Source organism: Nocardia sp. NBC_01499 (assembly GCF_045040275.1).
In the GTDB taxonomy this organism is placed as follows: Bacteria; Actinomycetota; Actinomycetes; order Mycobacteriales; family Mycobacteriaceae; genus Nocardia.
In genome coordinates this window covers 7,895,335-7,912,676 of sequence record NZ_CP109426.1, presented here as the reverse complement: position 1 = coordinate 7,912,676, position 17,342 = coordinate 7,895,335, and the positions used below count along the sequence as shown (strand labels likewise).

Below are 17,342 nucleotides of genomic sequence, written 5' to 3'. Positions count from 1 at the left end.
CTTCTCAATCGAACAACGTTCGTAACGATCGGAGTTCGATCGGATCTTCTCCACCTCGAAGGAGGTGCCCCATGACCACCGTCACGCACTCCACCCCAGCAACTCCCCAGGTCACCAGCCGGATGTGGGCCGTACTCGCCGTGATCATCGCGGTCGAGATGCTCGACCTGCTCGATGCGACGATCACCAACATCGCCGCCCCGACCATCGCCGCGGACCTGCTCGGCGGCCAGTCCCTGATCCAGTGGCTCGGTGCGAGCTACGCCCTCGCCCTCGGCGTGCTGCTGGTTGTCGGCGGCCGACTCGGCGATCGCTTCGGCAAACGCCGCCTGTTCCTGATCGGGCTGGCCGGGTTCACCGTCGCCTCGATCGCCTGCGGCCTCGCCTTCGACCCGACCTCGATCATCGCCGCCAGGCTGGTCCAGGGCGCCTTCGGTGCGCTGCTGATCCCGCAGGGTTTCGGCATCCTCACGGCCGTCTTCCCCCGCGAACATCTCGGCAAGGCGTTCAGCGTGTTCGGTCCCGCCCTCGGCCTGTCCGCGGTCGGCGGCCCGATCCTGGCCGGTTTCCTGATCGACGCCGATCTGTTCGGTTTCGGTTGGCGCGCAATGTTTTTGATCAATATCGGGCTCGGTGGCGCCGCGTTCGCCGCCGCCTACCGCTTGCTGCCGTTCGATAGTGGCGACCGCACCGTCACCATCGACGGGCTCGGTGCCGGGCTGCTCGGTGTCGCGATGTTCGGTGCGCTGTTCGGCCTGATCGACGGCTCCGCGCATGGCTGGACCGTCGCACCCCTCGGCTATCTCGCGGCGGGTCTGGTCTGCTTCGGCCTGTTCGCCCGGCGCCAGCTGACCGCCGCGGACCCGCTGATCCGGCCGTCGCTGTTCAAGAACCGGGGCTTCACCTCGGGACTGCTGCTCGGTCTCGTGTTCTTCGCCGCGGTCTCCGGCCTGCTCTATGTGCTGTCACTGTTCCTGCAGACCGGACTCGGCTACAGCCCGACCGGCGCCGCGCTCGGCCTCGCTCCCTTGGCCGTCGGCATCGTGATCTCCTCGGTCGCGGCCCATCGGTTCATCGACAGGCTCGGTCGCAACCTCATTCTGATCGGTCTGCTGATCACCCTGACCGGCACCGGTCTGCTGATCGTAATCGCCGTGACCGCAGGAGCATCCGTCGCCCCGTTGGCGCTGTCCGCGCCGATCCTGATCCTCGGACTCGGCATGGGCACCTGCTTCGGCACCATCTACCGGGTCACCATCGGCGATATCGAACAGGCCGAAACCGGCAGTGCCAGTGGCTCACTCACCGCGGTGCAGCAACTCGCCAACGCCGTCGGCGCGGCCGCCGTCACCACCGTGTACTTCCACTCCGTCGGCTCCGGCCAGGCGCACGCGCTGACCATCAGCCTCGTTCTCGTCGCCGCCATCGCCCTCGTCAGCTGCGGGCTGGTCCGACTGCTTCCCCGCAACGCACCCGCCCAGCACTGACCCACCAATGCGCCTGTCCGCCAACCTCTTTACGACGAACTCGCACTACCCTGACCGAACCACCCACGAAGGATTTCTCATGATTCTCCTCACCGGAGGCCGCGGCGCGGTCGCCACCCAGCTGCTCGCCCTGCTGCACGCCGACGGAATCCCCGTCCGGGTCGGCTCCGGCCGCCCCGAACAACTCCAGCTTCCCGAGGGCGTCTCGGCCGTCGCCTGCGACCTGACCGATCCGACCACCTTCCCCGCCGCCCTCGCCGGTGTCACCTCGGTCTTCCTGTATGCCGAGCCCGCGACGATCAGCGAATTCGCTTCCGCCGCAACCGAAGCCGGTGTCGAGCACATCGTGCTGCTCTCCTCGTCCTCGGTGCTCGGTCCCGACGCCACCACCAACTCGGTCGCCAAGGCGCACCTCGACGCCGAGCTCGGTCTCGCCGGCGCACCGATGACGGTCAGTGTGCTACGCCCCGGCGCCTTCGCGGGCAATGCTCGCAGCTGGGCATGGGCGATCAAGGCCGGCAGGCCGATCAACCTCCCCTACCCCAACGCATACGCCGATCCGATCCACGAAATCGACGTCGCCGCAGCCGCGTACGCCCTGCTCACCGCGCCGGAACATCGTGGCGAACAGCACACCCTGACCGGCCCCGAGACCCTCACCTTCACCGAGCAGATCGACCTCGTCGCCACAGTCATCGGCCGCCCCATCGCCGTCGACCAGGTCACCCCCCGAGGCCTGGAAGCGGCAGATGGCCGACTACATGCCCGCCGACATCGCCGACGGCCTGCTCGACTACTGGCGTGGCTACGACGGCGTCCCGTCCGAGATCACCAATAGCATCGCCATCCTCACCGGCCGGCCACCACGCACCTTCACCAGCTGGCTCGAGGAGAACGCCGCCGAGTTCACCGGCTGAACGCTCGACCGACTGAACCCGCACACCGTTTCTGTCAGCCGCACGCCCAGTACACGGGTGTGCGGCTTGCGGCAGCTGTCCGCCTATTTGCGGAGCGTGGGCAGACCGGTTGTGACAGCGACGGATACCGGGAGTCGGGCAAAGACGGTCGGCACTCGCTGCCCAGCCTGAACGGGTGAACACCACGCCGAAAACGATGTGCGCGTCCACCACGGAGCAGGTAGCGCGAGCAGCCGGTCGGAATCGCGACGAGTGACCGCGGCGATACATACCGAGTATCAATCGAGACGGTCGCCACACTTCTCGCCGAGAACCTATGAGACGAGCACCAGGCCAACGACGTTCACAACCTGCGGACACATAGCCGGTTGGAAGGCCAGAGTCCCGGCGGCACTATCGATTTCAGTGGGTCGGCCGATTCTTCAGTCCGAGCACGACAACACGTCCGTGCGCATCCCGCCGCCCATCGACGCACTGATCCGCCCGACGTACACGCTCTATGCTGGCATCGAATGTCGGTCGGGCGCCGGGAAGGAGGGCGCGAGTGCGCAACAAACCATCCACCGTTGGGATCGCGCAAGGTCATGGCCTTGTCGCGCGCTTCGGTGGCGTCGTCGTGTACCTGGCCGGTGAAACGGCCTCCACCGATCGGATCCTCGGCACCATCGAGGCGGTCGCGGAGGGGGAGCATCCCGGCGCGGCGCTCACTCAGCGGCTGGCCGCCGTGGTTTTCGGCAGCACTGCCGAGCCGTCCCCGTTCGGCGTGGTGGCACCGACCGACGACGGCACCCTGATCCTGCTGCGCGGACCGGTGTTCGCCGAGATCAACGGCGCGGAAGGCACCAGGCGACTCGATGGTGCACGCGCGTTCACCTGGGTCGATGAGATCGTGCGCGAACCGCTGCGCCGCATCACGGTCGGCACGGATACCGGAAAACCGTTGAAGGCGCTGCCGCGCACCGATCTCCGCGCGGGCGTGGTCCCCGGTGGTGGATTCGTCCTGCAGACGGCCGTTCGCCGCGCGAGCAAATCGGCCAAGAGTTCCACGACGCCTCGCCCGTCCGTCACCGCGTCGACCGATGATCCCGCGCCGACCGCCGCCGCCGGATTCGCCGCGACGCCCGAACCCACCGGTGCCGACGAAGCGGTCGATACTCCTACCTCAGCGGCGTCGGCCGTCCGATCTTCCACCGCCGCCTCAGGTACGTCGACCGCTCGTTCCGCTTCCGCGGCCCGCTCCGGCTCCGGCTCCGGCTCCGGCTCCGGCTCCGGCTCCGCAGCTTCATCCTCGGCTCCGTCGTCGACCACCAGCTCCCCCTCGGCCGATTCAGCGTCGGCGGCGCCTTCGGCAACCCGATCGACCGCGGCTCAGTCGTCGTCCGCACCCTCAGCAACCCGATCCGCCGCGGCCGCGTCGTCGGCCAACTCCGCCACCAAGATCCAGCCTTCGGAATCGGCGCGGCCACGAGCAAGACCACGCCCCCCGATCGGCCGACCCGCGGTGGACCGCCCGCTCGCTTGGTCCCAGACCCGCCAGCCCGGCGCACACCCCGAACCCATTGCGCTGCACAAGACCACGGTCGACCGTGCCGTCAGTGTCACGCGTCCTGCTGCCGAACACGATCAAGCCGTCGGCACCCTGATCCTCGAGAACGGCACCGCCTACCCCCTCGACCGCCCGTACGTCATCGGACGCGGCCCGCAAACCGACGACTCCGTCCGCTCCGCGACCGCCGCCCCCATCGTGATCCAACGCGACCGCCACGTCTCCCGCGTGCACGCCTACGTCTCGGTCGACCGCGGCAAGGTCTTCGTCCGCGACGCCACCGCCACCTCCGGCACCTTCATCGCCCCACCCGGCGCCGACGAGTGGACCCGAATCGGCTCCTCTCCCACCGAACTCCGCCCCGGCTGGAGCGTCCGCATCAGCGAACGAGTACTCACCTACCGCTGCCCCAACCAGCCCGACGCCTGACTTACCCACGTTCGGCGAGTGTCCGCATGCTCAGGGCGGTGACCTTTACTCACGAAATGCCTCCCTGTGCCGTTGATTCCGAAGACTCAGCTGACGGGTGCTCAGGTTCGCCCTGCTCGGTCACGGTGTCGGCCCGTCGGCCCGAAACTCGAGAGGTTTCGGACTCGGCGATATCGTCCGGGGCGTCGTCGATGTCGTTGTCCTCGTTATGTTCCGGTTCCGGCGGCGGCGACGCGTAGCCGAGCAGAAACGCAACGGCCGCGGTAACTCCCGCGAACGCCAGCCACAGACTGGTATCCGGCACCCACCACCGCGCCACCGACGCGGTGAACGCGAACACCAGCCCGATCCCGAGCCCCGGAGCGAGCACCCGCAAACCGCGCTGCCCTCGATTGGCCGAAAGCCGTTGCCGCGCAATGGTCAACGCCGCGTCGGCGATACCGAGAGCGGTGAGCACGGCAAGCGCGATCCCGAACAGCCCGTACACCGACCACAACGACCCACGCACATCGGTGATCAGCGGTATCGCCGTGACCACCGCGTCGCTCGCACCATAGACCGCGAGCTCACCGCCGATGAGCCCGGTCGCCTGCCCCGCCAACCCACGCAACTCCAGCTGATACTGCAACGACTCGGATTTGCCTGGCGCAACGGTCAATTCAATGGCGGTCGAGTAGGAGAAGAAGCTCAGACCGAGCACATGACCCGAGAGATCAACGTGCCGGACCTCCACCGGCGCACTCGTATTGTTGGTCAACTCGATCGCGACCCGAACGGTGCTGTCCGGCACGAGCCGCAACGGCCGCTCCACCGACGTCCCCGCAATATCGTGCCCATCGAAATTCGCGGTCATGTCGACCCCGTCGGGCCGCGCACCCGCCAGCGCCGCCGCCCACCCCAGCACGATCAGCGACAGCACCGGCCAGACCACCCACCGAATGCCATGGAAGCCACCGCTCATTCGCCCCTCCGCTCAGGTAGCTGCGAGACAAGCCGACGGCCGTAATACCACCCACCGAGCAGCAGAATGAACAGAATCACGGTCAGCGTCGACGTCCCCGCGCCAATACTGCTGACCAGCACCACATCCAGCGGCGCGACCAACGTGCGCCCACACGTCGCCGTCACCTGATACCGACCGACATCCACCGCCCCGGTAACCAGCGGCACCTCGAACGCTCCATCCACTCCGGCAACAGTCTTCCCGGCGGCAACACCCCCGATCGCGACATCAACGGGCGCTCGCGGATCGCATCCATGCCCACTAGCCGTGACACCAGCACCCGGCCCCACCGTCGACGGCGTGAGTTCCAGTGCGGCAGGCAGCAATTGAGGTGGCGCAGGCGGCAGCACCTGGGGAGCAGGCGGCACCACCACCGGCACCCGCACCGGATTCCTCGGCGGCACAACAACATCCGGCAGCCTGACCGGTGGCGGCGGCACCACCTCCTCCGGCGGAGGCGGAATCACCTCAGTCGTCGTAACAGGCGGCGTCGTAGAGCTCTCGGGCGTAGTCGTGACAGGCGGCGTTGTCGTAATAGACGGCGTTGTCGTCACCGGCGGAGTCGTCGTATCAGTCGGGGTCGTCGTATCAGACGGAGTCGTAGTTGGCGAGGTCGTAACATCCGGCGATGTCGGATCACCCGAACAAGTAGACCCATCCGCCCCACCACACGGCTCATACGCTCGACGATTCAGAACAAGCACCAGCTGCCCACCACCATCCTGCGTCGGCGGAGCCAGAGGTTGCTGCGCACCAGCGAGCGGCACTGACCCCTCGCGTATCCCGCCACCAGCCTGCGATGGCAGCGGACTGGCCAACTGCCGTTCCGCGGACGCATTGCGAGTCCCGATATCGTTCAGCCCGCCATCCGGCGGCATCCTCTGCGGCTCAGCTACCGCGGACGTTGGCCCTACCGAACCTGGATCCCCAACAGCGGCCGCTCCCGGAAAACCAAGCAGCACAACCCAACACAGAACCCCCATGCCCACCCGACCCGCGCGCCTGTGCCCCACCTGCCGACGCATTGCGCCAGCACGCGCAGCAATTGGTGCCAGCGTCCCCATCGGCCATGCTCTCGCTAGGCGTACCGCCGCCGTCGCTCCGACCCTGCCCGGTTCGATGGCGGACTCCGTACGACCGCGCCCATCCTGCGTGCGATCTCTAGCATCGTAAGGCCGTGTGTGCCAATGCGGAGCCAACTCGGATGAGCCCATTCCAGGGGCTATCCCCGAGCTAGCGCGTCGATCTGGGGACGCGCACCGATACCGTGCACCCATTAGGGTCAGCGCGTGTGCCGCGCCCGTATCTCCCCGAGTGCATACCATCGAGGTAGCTGGTCCCCTGCCCGACTCAGACAGCGCGAAGAGGACAATACGAACTATGCACCGTAATGGGCCGACCGAGGATATCGATGAGTCCGCGCTGAGCGTGACCGCGCCGAAAGAGCAGGCCGCGGGTGTCACCGCGGTCGCGGTGTCGATGAAACGCGCGGTCGAGGAGATGGGCGTGATCCGCACCGCCCGCACCCTCGCTCGGGTCAATCAGGTGCACGGCTTCGACTGTCCCGGTTGTGCGTGGCCGGAGCCGACCGGCCATCGCCGCCCGGCCGAGTTCTGTGAGAACGGCGCGAAGGCGGTCGCCGAGGAGGCGACGCTGCGCACGGTCACGCCGGAGTTCTTCGCCGCCCATTCGATCGACGAGCTGGCGGACAAGTCGGGTTACTGGCTCGGCCAGCAGGGCAGGCTGACGCACCCGATGGTGCTGCACCCCGGCGACACCCACTACTCCCCCATCGCCTGGGACGACGCCTACCGTTTGGTCGCGGATCACTTGGGCGCCTTGACTTCTCCCGACGAGGCCGTCTTCTACACCTCCGGCCGCACCAGCAACGAGACCGCGTTCCTTTACCAGCTGCTTGTCCGCAGTTTCGGCACGAACAACCTGCCGGACTGTTCGAACATGTGCCACGAATCCTCGGGCGCCGCGCTGACCAGCTCGATCGGCATAGGCAAGGGTTCGGTCTCGATCGACGACTTCGCCGCCGCCGACCTGATCATCGTCGCTGGCCAGAACCCCGGCACCAACCATCCGCGCATGCTAAGCGCGCTGGCCGACGCGAAAACCAAGGGCGCGAAGATCATCGCGATCAACCCGCTGCCAGAGACCGGCCTGCTCGGCTTCCGCGATCCGCAGACCGTCAAGGGCTTCACCACCGGCGTCTCCATCGCCGACCACTTCCTGCAGATCCGCCTCGGCGGCGACATGGCGCTGTTCCAGGCCCTCGGCAGGCTGCTGTTCGAGGCCGAGGACCGCGCGCCGGGCACCGTGGTCGACCAGGAGTTCGTCGACGCGCACTGTGCCGGATTCGCCGAGTACGAAAAGCAGGTCCGCGCGGTCGATTTCGACACAGTACTGCAGGCGACCGGCCTCACTCAGGCCGAACTCGACCGCACCGCAAAGCAATTCGCCGAATCGAAGAACATCATCATCTGCTGGGCCATGGGCCTCACCCAGCAGGCGCACGGCGTCGCTACCATCGAGGAGGCGACGAACCTGCTGCTGCTGCGCGGCATGATCGGCAAGCCGGGCGCGGGCGTCTGCCCGGTGCGCGGGCATTCGAACGTCCAGGGCGATCGCACCATGGGCATCTGGGAGAAGATGCCCGACGCGTTCCTCGACGCGCTTGACAAGGAATTCGGCATCACCAGCCCCCGCAAGCACGGCTTCGACACCGTCGACGCGATCCGCGCCATGCGCGATGGCCGGGCGGCGGTGTTCCTCGGCATGGGCGGCAATTTCGTCTCGGCCACCCCGGACACCGCGGTTACCGAGGCCGCACTCCGCAATTGCGCGCTGACGGTACAGGTTTCGACGAAACTCAACCGCAGCCACGTCGTGCACGGCAAGACCGCGCTGATCCTGCCCACCCTCGGCCGCACCGATCAGGACCTGCGCGACGGCACGAAACAGCAGGTGTCGGTGGAGGATTCGATGTCGATGGTGCATCTGTCCACCGGTCGGCTCAAGCCCGTCAGCAAGTACCTGCGCAGCGAGATCGCCATCGTCTGCGAGCTGGCACTGACCCTGTTCGGCGCGGACCACCCGGTCCCGTGGGCGCGCTTCCGTGGCGACTACGACACCATCCGCGACGCGATCTCCCGGGTCGTGCCCGGCTGCACCGACTACAACACCCGGGTGCGCGCCCGCAACGGTTTCGTCCTACCGCACCCGCCTCGGGACAATCGCGAATTCCGCACCAGCACCGGCAAAGCCAACTTCGCGGTGAACGACCTCACCTGGACCCCGGTCCCCGAAGGCAAACTGATCCTGCAAACCCTGCGCAGCCACGACCAGTACAACACCACCATCTACGGCCTCGACGACCGCTACCGCGGCGTGCACGGCGGCCGCAAAGTGGTACTGGTGCATCCCGACGACATCACCGCCCTCGGCTTCGTGGAAGACGAACTCGTCGACGTGATCTCGGAATGGACCGACGGAACCGAACGCAGCGTCAAGGGTTTCCGGCTCATCGCCTACCCGACCCCGCGCGGCAACGCCGCGGCCTACTACCCAGAGACGAATCCCCTTGTCCCCCTTGACCATGTCGCGGCAAGGTCGAATACACCGGTATCCAAGTCGGTGACCATCAGACTCGAACGGGCCAGCCATGAGTAGAGTGACCGCCCGCCGCAGAATGCGCCGGATCTCGCCGACGGGTGAGATCCAACGCCCCGACACCCTGGCCGTCGAAGAGCCACTCGAAATCCGGATCGGCGGCGAATCACTGGCCGTCACCATGCGCACCCCGGGCAACGATGTCGACCTGGTGCACGGATTCCTGTTGAGCGAGGGCATGATCGGCGTCGCCGAGGAGATCATGGCCGCCCGCTACTGCGCGGGCACCGACGACGACGGCCGCCAAACCTACAACGTCCTCGACCTCACGCTGCGCAACCCGGTGCCGATGCGGCCGCGCAACTTCCTGACCACCGGCGCCTGCGGACTGTGCGGCAAAACGGCACTCGACGAAGTCCGCACCCTCACCAGATACCCGATCGCCGACGGCGGGCCGGTAGTGGACACGCAGGTGCTGGCTGGCATGCCGGATACATTGCGCAGCAAGCAATTCCTCTTCGAGGCGACCGGCGGCCTGCACGCGGCGGGCCTGTTCACCGCGGACGGCGAGGTGCTCGCAGTACGCGAGGACATCGGCCGACACAACGCCGTGGACAAGGTGATCGGCTGGGCGCTGCGGCAAAACCTGGTCCCCGCACGCGATCTGGTGCTCATCGTCAGCGGGCGTGCCTCCTTCGAGCTGGTGCAGAAGGCGGCGATGGCGGGCATCGCGATGCTCGGCGCCGTCTCCGCGCCCAGTTCGCTCGCGGTCGATCTCGCGACCGAGGCCGGGCTGACCCTGGCCGCTTTCCTGCGCGGCGAGACGATGAACGTCTACAGCCATCCGGATCGGATCGTCACCACCCCGAACGCGACATCGTTGCTGGCCTGATCACCTCTTGCCCGGACCGGACGTCCGATTTACCGTGACAGCACGTAATCGGAGCGGTTCGGCGGGAACGGAGAGACCGATGCGGATTTCGGTGGAGGGCACGCAGGAGGGGCTACGCGTGCGGATGCGGTTCGAACAGTACCGCCGCCGCCTGCTGATCACTCGAATCATCTTGGCGGTCTTGGCCGTTCAGGGCGCCGTCATCGGGTTGTGGGCGACCATCGCGCCGCACTCCTGGTACACCAGCTTTCCCGGCTTCGGCATGCACTGGATCGCCGCCGACGGCCCGTACAACCATCACCTCGTGGCCGATGTCGGCGCGTTCTTTCTGGCCCTCACCGCGGTGACCATCGCGGCTCTCGTCCTCAACACCACCGCCGCCGCGCGCATCGCTGGCATCGGCTGGCTGGTCTTCAGCCTGCCGCATTTCGTCTACCACGCCTTCCATATGCCCGCGGATATGAGCGGTGTCAGTGTCGTCCTCAGCCTCATCGCCGCCGCCCTGCTGATCGCCCTCGGGATCGCCTGCCTGGTTCTCCCGCCACGCGGCGATATCCCGATGTCCGATCCGGCGCCGTTCCACCTCAGATTCCCGCGGCGCCGACGCTGAGCGGTAACGACAACGCCCCACAGCCCGTCTAGGCGCTGTGGGGCGTTTGAACTGTCTGTGCGGCTGGGGGCTGAGCTACGTGGTCCGGACCGCGAGCAGGCGGTCCGTCGCGAGGCAAAGCCGCGCCACCGACGTGAGGTTTCGTTCCCCGGTTAGATCAACCGCGAACTGTACTTCGTCAGTCCTTGAGGGCGTCGAGCAACGCCGCACGCTGACGTGCGCCGAGCCCACCGATACGACGATCCTCCGGGATCTCCGCCTGATCCATCAACTTGGCGGCCTTCACCGGTCCGACACCGGGCAGAGCCTTGATCACCGCGGCGACCTTGGTCTTCTTGACCAGCTCATCTGAGTCGGCCTTCTTCAGCAGGTCGGCGACCGAAACCTTGCCCGCCTTCACCTTGCCGATCAGTTCGGAGCGCGCCTTGCGGACCGCTGCCGCTTTGGCCAACGCTTCAGTGCGCTGCTCCGCGGTCATGGTAGGCAGTGCCATGTCTCCTCCGCTTCCACTCGTCACTCGAACATCTGGTTGACCGGACCGAGTAAACAGCACTCCACCGGCAGCGCAAGGCCGACACACCGGGACCGGTTCGGCGGAGTTAGCGATGAGTTTCCTGGCTCGAGGCCGTCGAAAGCAGTAACCAGCGGGCAAAAAGGACAAAAACCGCCTTTGTTCCGCTGGGCGGATCGGCGGTAACACGTTTGCCGGTCGGAGCGACAGAATCTACGAAAGCATCAGCGCGGGATAAAGGTTCAACGACGAACCACGGGGGATCAATGACGATCCCCGGCACCGGGCGCGATCGGGTTTTCCGATCGTCACCGTGTCCCATTACGCCGATGCCGACAACAGCACAGCGACTGCGGGGGCATACCAACTTTCGGGGGGATTCCCAACGGCCCGAGCCACAGAGATCGCCGTTGAGCGCGCAATGTCAGCGCGGAACCGATCCTTGACCGCCCCCGCAAGCGTGCTGATACTGTGCCGAATTAGAACACGTTCCAATTCGGCAGGAGTTTCGATGACCAAGCAGATCCGCGATGTGGTCGAGCAGTACGTCAAGCTGGTCGGCGCGGGCCCGACCGAGGCCATCGTCGAGCTCTACGCGCCCGACGCGACCGTCGAGGACCCTGTCGGCACCCCGGTCAGGAACGGGCACGCCGCGATCCGCGAGTTCTACGACGTGATCGCCGCGCTCGACCGGGACACCGAACTGCGGCCGGAGGCTGTGCGCATCGTCGGCAACGAGGCCGCTTTCATGTTCACCATGGTCACCCGGATGGGCGGTCAACGCTTCACCGTGCGGCCCATCGATGTGATGGAATTCGACGACGCGGGCAAGATCACGCGGATGCGCGCCTATTGGAGCCAGCAAGACATGACCATCGAGCCCGAGTGACTCGCCGGGGTTTTCGGCGCAGATAACGCTTCAGCGTGTCCCCGGCGCGCGGAATCGACTATGAAGAGTAGGTGTCGACGCCACCTGTCCGCTACCCTCGCAGCGAGCTACTACCCAGCTCCCGGTGATCGGGCAGCCCGGCATCTCCCGATTTGTCGAGTTCCGTTCAGCCCATCCACTTTTGGAGCCGCATGCCCGAGGAACACTCCTTCGACGAAGTCGCGCAGTTGGCAAGGCGGGTCGAGCGGGCCCGCGGCCGGCTGGCCTACCAGTTCGATCCCGCGCTGACCGAGGCACTCGCCGAGGACGAGCTGGAAGCCGAACGTGAACTGGCCGAGCGCATCCGCACCCAGGACCGCGGGCAGCGCTGGAAGTACGCCGAGGCTGTCTCCAACGCCGCCGACCGCGCGAGGCAGACCAAAGAAGCCATCGAAAAGGCCGACATCCGCGACCTGCTGATGGCACGCAAAGCCATTGCCGCCCAGCGCCGCGAGTCCAGCCCGCACGCCCAGCTCGCCTCGCTCTACCGGCACCGCGCGTGGTCGCTGCGCGCGCTGGCCGGCGTGGTGATCGCGGGCATGCTGTGGTCCGCGGTCAACGTGCAGCACAACATCGCGCCCGACGGTGTCACCGATCCGCTGTACTGGTTCAGCTACCTGGTCGAGGCGATGATCAGCGTCTGTCTGGTGATCATCATGATCGGCACCAGCAAGCTCGCCGAATGGGGCGTGCTGAACAGCCGCAGCCAGGTCGTCGCCGCCGAAATCGTGCTGCTGGCGTTGACGATCGGGTTGAACACGTACCCGCATGTGCGGGACGCGCGATGGTTCGATGCTGGCGTGCACGCGGTCGCGCCGATGATGATCGGTGTCGCGTTGCTGACGCACAACGCGGCGAGTGCGCGGTACAGCCAGGCGATCACGCGCGCTACCGAGCACATTCGGGAGAATCCTGATCGGCCGCGGCCAACGTATGACAGCACGTTGCTCGGGGCTACGCGCGGGTGATTGCTTAGGCGGCGGCCAGTCTTCTGTTGGCTCGAGCCGCCTGGTTCCGGTGACCGGCAACGGTTTGCTGGGCGCTTCCGCACGTCGTTTACGCCCGATTCGCAACCCGTGGTCGGTCCAGATCTGACTGGACGACAGGCGGGCATCGAGGCGACGGCTCAGCCGGATACCGAGAGTGCCGCGTGTCTCGTGAATACACGCCGAGCCCGATCGAGCCGACACTCGCGAATCCCGCTGAGAACCGCCGATCGCACGCGAAATGGGCACATGTTGTTGCGACCCGCGAGTAGTCGGCGGTACGGTTTGCCCAGGTAACGGGGGTGGGCACCGGGACGCATCCACCTCGGATGGACTTCAGCCACCGGCGATTAGGGGAACGGATGACGAGCAGGGGGAACAAGCTGCGCGGTATCGCCCTGGTAGTGGGTGTTGTGCTGGTGTTGGCGGGGTGTCAGAAGACGACTGGTGGGTCGCCTACGGCGAGCGGGGGGCCGAGTTCGACGGGTGCGAGCAGTGCGAGTGCGACGCCGTCGGGGTCGAAGGATCCGGATGCGGCGATTTGGGATCCGTGCACGGCGCTGCCCGACGATGCGCTGCGGACTGACGGGCTGAACGCGGACACGAAAGACAAGGACGTTGCTGGAGTAGATCCTACTGGCTGGAAGGTCTGTGGCTGGCGCTCATCCGCTCGTTGGTACGACCTGTCAGTGATGTCGTCGATCGTGACGCTCCAGCAGTTCCAGCAACGGACCGACTTCGAGGGATTCACGCAGCTGACCGTCGCTGACCGTCCCGCTTTGCGCTACACGAACGTAGGCGACGATAAACGTCTAGATTGCGGCGTCGCCGTGGAAGTCCCACAAGGGACGGCTAAGGGTTCGGTCCTTTTCGCTGTCACAACGAGACTCTCGGTTGGCAGGCTCGGCGAGCCCTGCGATGAAGCGCTTCGCCACGCCACCGATTTAGCCAAGTTTCTGCCCAAGGGAGGGAGCTGACCGTGGCGGCTGCTGAAGGTAAGGCGGATTGGCAGAAGCTGTTGGACTCGGCGAACGCCGGTGAATTGCAGCTGAGTCCTGATGTTGGTAAAGACCTGGACGCCAAATGCCAAACCTACTTGGACGACCTGGATGACATCCGCAAGTCGACGTTCCGAGTCAGGACGGTGGCCGGTTTCGGAGCCATGCCGTCAGGTCCGATCCTCGAGCATAAGTTCCAGCAGAAGGCCACGGGTGGGGACACATCGATCGACACGTCGATCCAAACCCACATCGAAGAAGTCCAATTGATGCGCCAAGTATTCGCCAAGGCCATCGCGAACTACCAAGCGGTCGACGAGTCCAATAGTCAGAAGATCGCGGCAATCGACGTCCCTGGGGAGGGCGGCTCATGAGTCAGGACGACTACCAATCACGGATCATCGCGGCACAGCAGCAGTGGAACGACGATCGCACCGCGATCTACTCGCACCGCAGCAAGCTCGCACAGGAGCTCGAGCAGGGCTATGACCCGCCGTCGATTACGGATCCCGGCCAGGATCTCTACGCGATCGAGACCGGCACGCTGAAAGATCTGGTCAGCAAGGTCGAGGCGATGAAGCCCGGTCAGGCATGGGATGCCTCGCAGATGTGGCAGAACATCAGCGCCACTTTCCGGGAGAAGTCGCATTCGTTCGGTGATGCGATCAAGGCGACCGTCGCGAACGGATGGCGAGGCCAGGCGGCCGATCAGGCGGTGCAGTCGGTCGGCAGGTACGTCGACCAGTCACAGCAACTCACGCTGGCCAGTGAACTCATCTCGGTAAAGCTCAACGAGCTCTACACCGGCCTGCACCAAACCCAGGCCCTGATGCCCCGAGAGGGCGACAGCAGCCCCGATCTGCGCGGCAAGACCCTCCCTAGCGAGGGCGTGCTGAAGGTCGACGACCACAACCAAACTGAGGCGACGGCGGAGGCGCGGCGGGTGCTGCGCACGGTGTACTGGCAGGTCGCGAACCAGACCGATAACGGCGTTCCCATCGTGCCGAACAGTCCGACCCTGGTGAACGATCCGAATCAGCCAGGTCCCACCCCCTCCCCTGCACCGGGCTCGCAGACCCCCTCCGGCCCCGGCGATCAGCCGAAGCAGGACAACCCGACTTCGACCGACGAGAAGCCCGGTGACAAGCCGGGCGACAAGTCCGGTGATCCGAACCAGGATCAGAATTCGCCCACTCAAGCGGCCAGCAATAACCCACAGACGAACCCCTCCAGTACGACACCCCAATCCACCACGCAGGCAAGCAATCCCACGTCGACGTCGAGCACCACCCCGGCGAGCACGACGAACCAGCCCACGCCGGGCACCACACCGCTGTCGACTCCGGTACCCAGCCGCAGCACGACTCCGGGCTCCCCGACGACAACGCGTTCACCCGGCAGCCCCGGAAGTCCGGGCACCCCAAGCACTCCCGGCACACCAGCCCCTGGCCGCAGCATCCCCGGCAGCCCGCAACAACCAGGCGCCGTGACCCCACTAGCCGCCAAGACCGGCACCGGGACTGCGGGCCGCCCCGGATCGAGCGGCATGCCGATGGGTGGCGCCGGAGGCAAGAAGGACGACGAGGAGAAGACGCACCAGACCAAGGATTACTTGATCGGCGACTGGTCCGAGGAACTTCTAGGCGCGCCGAATAAGGCCGTACCCCCGGTGATCGGGGAAGACTGAGCGTGCGCAGTTGGAGATTCACCGGCCAGGAGTTCGACATCCTCTGGTCGGCCTACGGTCGCGACCGCCTGCCCTATCCGCTGGCATTCCGCCCAACCACCGCGGTCGACTGGGATGACCTTGTGCGGCAACGGGAGTCGGCAGTCCAGGCACTTCTCGGCCAGTATTCCGAGAACCTGGAACTCGCCTTGTCGACGTTACTGGAGCCCGAAACACGCATCGAATCCAAGGGTTTCGGCGGCTCTGGCCTCGCTGCGGTATTCCGATTCCACGGTGCGGTCCGAAATGGGTCCGGCGCCACCCTCATCCAGCTGCCCGGCACTGCCGAAGACACCGGCGGCGACGTGATCATGGGTTTGTGCGCACCGAGCGAGGTGGCCGCCGCGACAGTGGCCGCACTGCCGAAGGCCCAGGCTGGCACCCATCCAGCGGTCAGTTTCCGCAGGGACGAGATCGCCGCCGACCGTCAGCGCTACAGCCGTCGCGCCAACGAGGTCAGCATCAACGAACAACTCAACCGCATGTTCAAGCGCGACCGCACCGCCGTCGGCGAGATCACCGTATTCCCTGGCCCCGCAGTAGATTCCAGGCCGACCACCGATGGTCGCGGCTTCCTCTGGACCGACTACGCCGACGACGGCCGCTACTACATCAAATCCGGCGACCCCATTGTCGCCACCCCCATGAGCCCCACCTCGATGACCAACGAGATAGCCCGCCTCCTCGACCTCACCCGCCGCTACTACCGCATGGAAAACGAGCAGTCCAAAGCCACGTGGTGAAGGCAGCAGGTCGACGGTTACGGTCCGCCAGGCAGCCGCCTGCGCCCAGCGCATACTTCAGCGGCCAAATCGTCGTAGCCGACGGCTAATTCGGCGAGTTGCTCCCAAGCATTACCCAGCTCCCACTGCGACGAGCTTGCCAAGGCCGCGAACGCGCAGGCGGTGAACTGCGCGAGCCGGTCGATCACGGCACCGAGGGTCTCGGTATGGATGTGTGCGGCACCATGCGAGGGCGGCAGTTGCAGAGTGACCCAGCGATCGATGTCACGCACCAAACCGGCACGCTGCAAGTCGATTTCATCGATATGCCTGCGATCGGCGATAGTCTCCCTGTCGGCGCACAACCGTTGCTCGTGCAGGTCGGTCAGGTCCCGCGCGAGCCGCAGCAATGGGTGGTCCATCGGCACCTCACCCCGACATGCCTGCAGCAGTTGATGTTTCGGTGGCAGCGGGTCGGTCAGCACCGAGGTCCCCTCGTGGTGCAGGAGCGCAAGGCGGTCAGGACGATCAAGCCGGAAGGGCGAAAGGTGTCGCGCGGTGCGACGATCCAGTGGCGGTGGCCGGTGCGGTTATCGATCGGTGCGGGCAATGCGATCTCGGCCCCCGGCGGGACGAGCGCGACATTGAGGCGGAGCAACTCCGCGAACAGCGACATGTCGTTCGGCAAGTCGGGACGGCAGAGAAAGGTCCAGCGCCGCGACCGCAGATGAGAAATGATGGGACCGAGGGTGATTCGGTTGTGCAACATATCGTCGCGAACGCGTTGACCGAGCTGCGCGGGCATGGTGATCGCGCCGACGATGCCCGTCCGCAGGATGATCCGGCCGACCTCCGGGTGGATTCCGGCGGGTAGACCGCAGGTGCGCCGGTAGTAGGTGCAGCGAGAAGTTGGTGTGTCCGCGAACATCAGGTTGTCCATGAGAAGCCTCGACTCGCATCGCCGGTTCT

17 protein-coding genes are annotated in these 17,342 nt (G+C 66.1%); 12 read left to right on the top strand and 5 right to left on the bottom strand.

Annotated elements, in window-relative coordinates; genetic code table 11:
- Positions 1-71 precede the first annotated feature (71 nt).
- The 3 genes from OG203_RS36230 to OG203_RS36220 all read left to right on the top strand — a co-directional run bounded on the left by OG203_RS36230 (position 72) and on the right by OG203_RS36220 (position 4,379).
- Positions 72-1,487, top strand: coding sequence for an MFS transporter (locus OG203_RS36230; protein ID WP_405161704.1), 1,416 nt, complete (start codon positions 72-74; stop codon positions 1,485-1,487).
- 79 nt (positions 1,488-1,566) lie between these two features.
- On the top strand, positions 1,567-2,325 hold the full coding sequence (locus tag OG203_RS36225) for an SDR family oxidoreductase (RefSeq protein ID WP_405161703.1): 759 nt from the start codon (positions 1,567-1,569) through the stop codon (positions 2,323-2,325).
- Between the two features lie 623 nt (positions 2,326-2,948).
- Positions 2,949-4,379 carry an FHA domain-containing protein gene (locus OG203_RS36220; protein ID WP_405161702.1) on the top strand — a complete coding sequence of 477 codons (1,431 nt, stop codon included), beginning with the start codon at positions 2,949-2,951 and terminating at the stop codon, positions 4,377-4,379.
- A gap of 49 nt (positions 4,380-4,428) precedes the next feature.
- Here the strand turns inward: OG203_RS36220 and OG203_RS36215 are convergent, their stop codons facing one another.
- Both OG203_RS36215 and OG203_RS36210 read right to left on the bottom strand, forming a co-directional pair.
- Positions 4,429-5,340 (bottom strand): hypothetical protein, encoded by a 912-nt coding sequence (locus tag OG203_RS36215; protein WP_405161701.1) that lies wholly within the window; start codon positions 5,338-5,340, stop codon positions 4,429-4,431.
- A complete protein-coding gene (locus tag OG203_RS36210) occupies positions 5,337-5,849 on the bottom strand; it encodes a hypothetical protein (RefSeq protein ID WP_405161700.1) in 513 nt (170 codons plus the stop codon). Before OG203_RS36210 ends, OG203_RS36215 begins: the two co-directional genes overlap by 4 nt.
- A gap of 913 nt (positions 5,850-6,762) precedes the next feature.
- Here OG203_RS36210 and OG203_RS36205 point away from each other — a divergent pair.
- From OG203_RS36205 to OG203_RS36195, 3 genes are all read left to right on the top strand, one after another.
- Positions 6,763-9,060, top strand: a complete 2,298-nt coding sequence (locus OG203_RS36205) for an FdhF/YdeP family oxidoreductase (protein ID WP_405161699.1) — start codon at positions 6,763-6,765, stop codon at positions 9,058-9,060.
- A complete protein-coding gene (gene fdhD / locus OG203_RS36200) occupies positions 9,053-9,892 on the top strand; it encodes a formate dehydrogenase accessory sulfurtransferase FdhD (RefSeq protein WP_405161698.1) in 840 nt (279 codons plus the stop codon). Before OG203_RS36205 ends, fdhD begins: the two co-directional genes overlap by 8 nt.
- Before the next feature lie 79 nt (positions 9,893-9,971).
- The gene (locus tag OG203_RS36195; protein ID WP_405161697.1) at positions 9,972-10,502 is read left to right on the top strand and encodes a hypothetical protein; all 531 of its coding nucleotides are present in this window, start codon (positions 9,972-9,974) and stop codon (positions 10,500-10,502) included.
- A 178-nt stretch (positions 10,503-10,680) separates the two neighbouring features.
- On the opposite strand, the gene mihF is transcribed toward OG203_RS36195, so the two are convergent.
- Positions 10,681-10,995, bottom strand: coding sequence for an integration host factor, actinobacterial type (gene mihF, locus OG203_RS36190; protein ID WP_029895202.1), 315 nt, complete (start codon positions 10,993-10,995; stop codon positions 10,681-10,683).
- Positions 10,996-11,524: 529 nt separating this feature from the next.
- Here mihF and OG203_RS36185 point away from each other — a divergent pair.
- The 6 genes from OG203_RS36185 to OG203_RS36160 all read left to right on the top strand — a co-directional run bounded on the left by OG203_RS36185 (position 11,525) and on the right by OG203_RS36160 (position 16,394).
- Positions 11,525-11,902, top strand: a complete 378-nt coding sequence (locus OG203_RS36185; RefSeq protein WP_405161696.1) for a nuclear transport factor 2 family protein — start codon at positions 11,525-11,527, stop codon at positions 11,900-11,902.
- A gap of 191 nt (positions 11,903-12,093) precedes the next feature.
- A complete protein-coding gene (locus tag OG203_RS36180) occupies positions 12,094-12,909 on the top strand; it encodes a hypothetical protein (RefSeq protein WP_405161695.1) in 816 nt (271 codons plus the stop codon).
- 380 nt (positions 12,910-13,289) lie between these two features.
- Entirely contained in the window at positions 13,290-13,904 is a 615-nt protein-coding gene (locus OG203_RS36175) for a DUF3558 domain-containing protein (protein WP_405161694.1), read from the top strand.
- Positions 13,905-13,906: 2 nt separating this feature from the next.
- Complete coding sequence (locus OG203_RS36170; protein WP_405161693.1) at positions 13,907-14,299, top strand: hypothetical protein; 393 nt, start codon at positions 13,907-13,909, stop codon at positions 14,297-14,299.
- Positions 14,296-15,612, top strand: a complete 1,317-nt coding sequence (locus tag OG203_RS36165) for a hypothetical protein (RefSeq protein ID WP_405161692.1) — start codon at positions 14,296-14,298, stop codon at positions 15,610-15,612. The genes OG203_RS36170 and OG203_RS36165 overlap by 4 nt, the downstream gene beginning before the upstream one ends.
- 2 nt (positions 15,613-15,614) lie before the next feature.
- Entirely contained in the window at positions 15,615-16,394 is a 780-nt protein-coding gene (locus OG203_RS36160) for an ESX secretion-associated protein EspG (RefSeq protein WP_405161691.1), read from the top strand.
- Between the two features lie 17 nt (positions 16,395-16,411).
- Here OG203_RS36160 and OG203_RS36155 read toward each other — a convergent pair whose 3' ends face one another.
- Positions 16,412-16,858, bottom strand: coding sequence for a DUF4254 domain-containing protein (locus OG203_RS36155; protein WP_405161690.1), 447 nt, complete (start codon positions 16,856-16,858; stop codon positions 16,412-16,414).
- Entirely contained in the window at positions 16,852-17,313 is a 462-nt protein-coding gene (locus tag OG203_RS36150; RefSeq protein ID WP_405161689.1) for a DNA-directed RNA polymerase subunit beta, read from the bottom strand. The genes OG203_RS36155 and OG203_RS36150 overlap by 7 nt, the downstream gene beginning before the upstream one ends.
- Between the last annotated feature and the right edge of the window lie 29 nt (positions 17,314-17,342).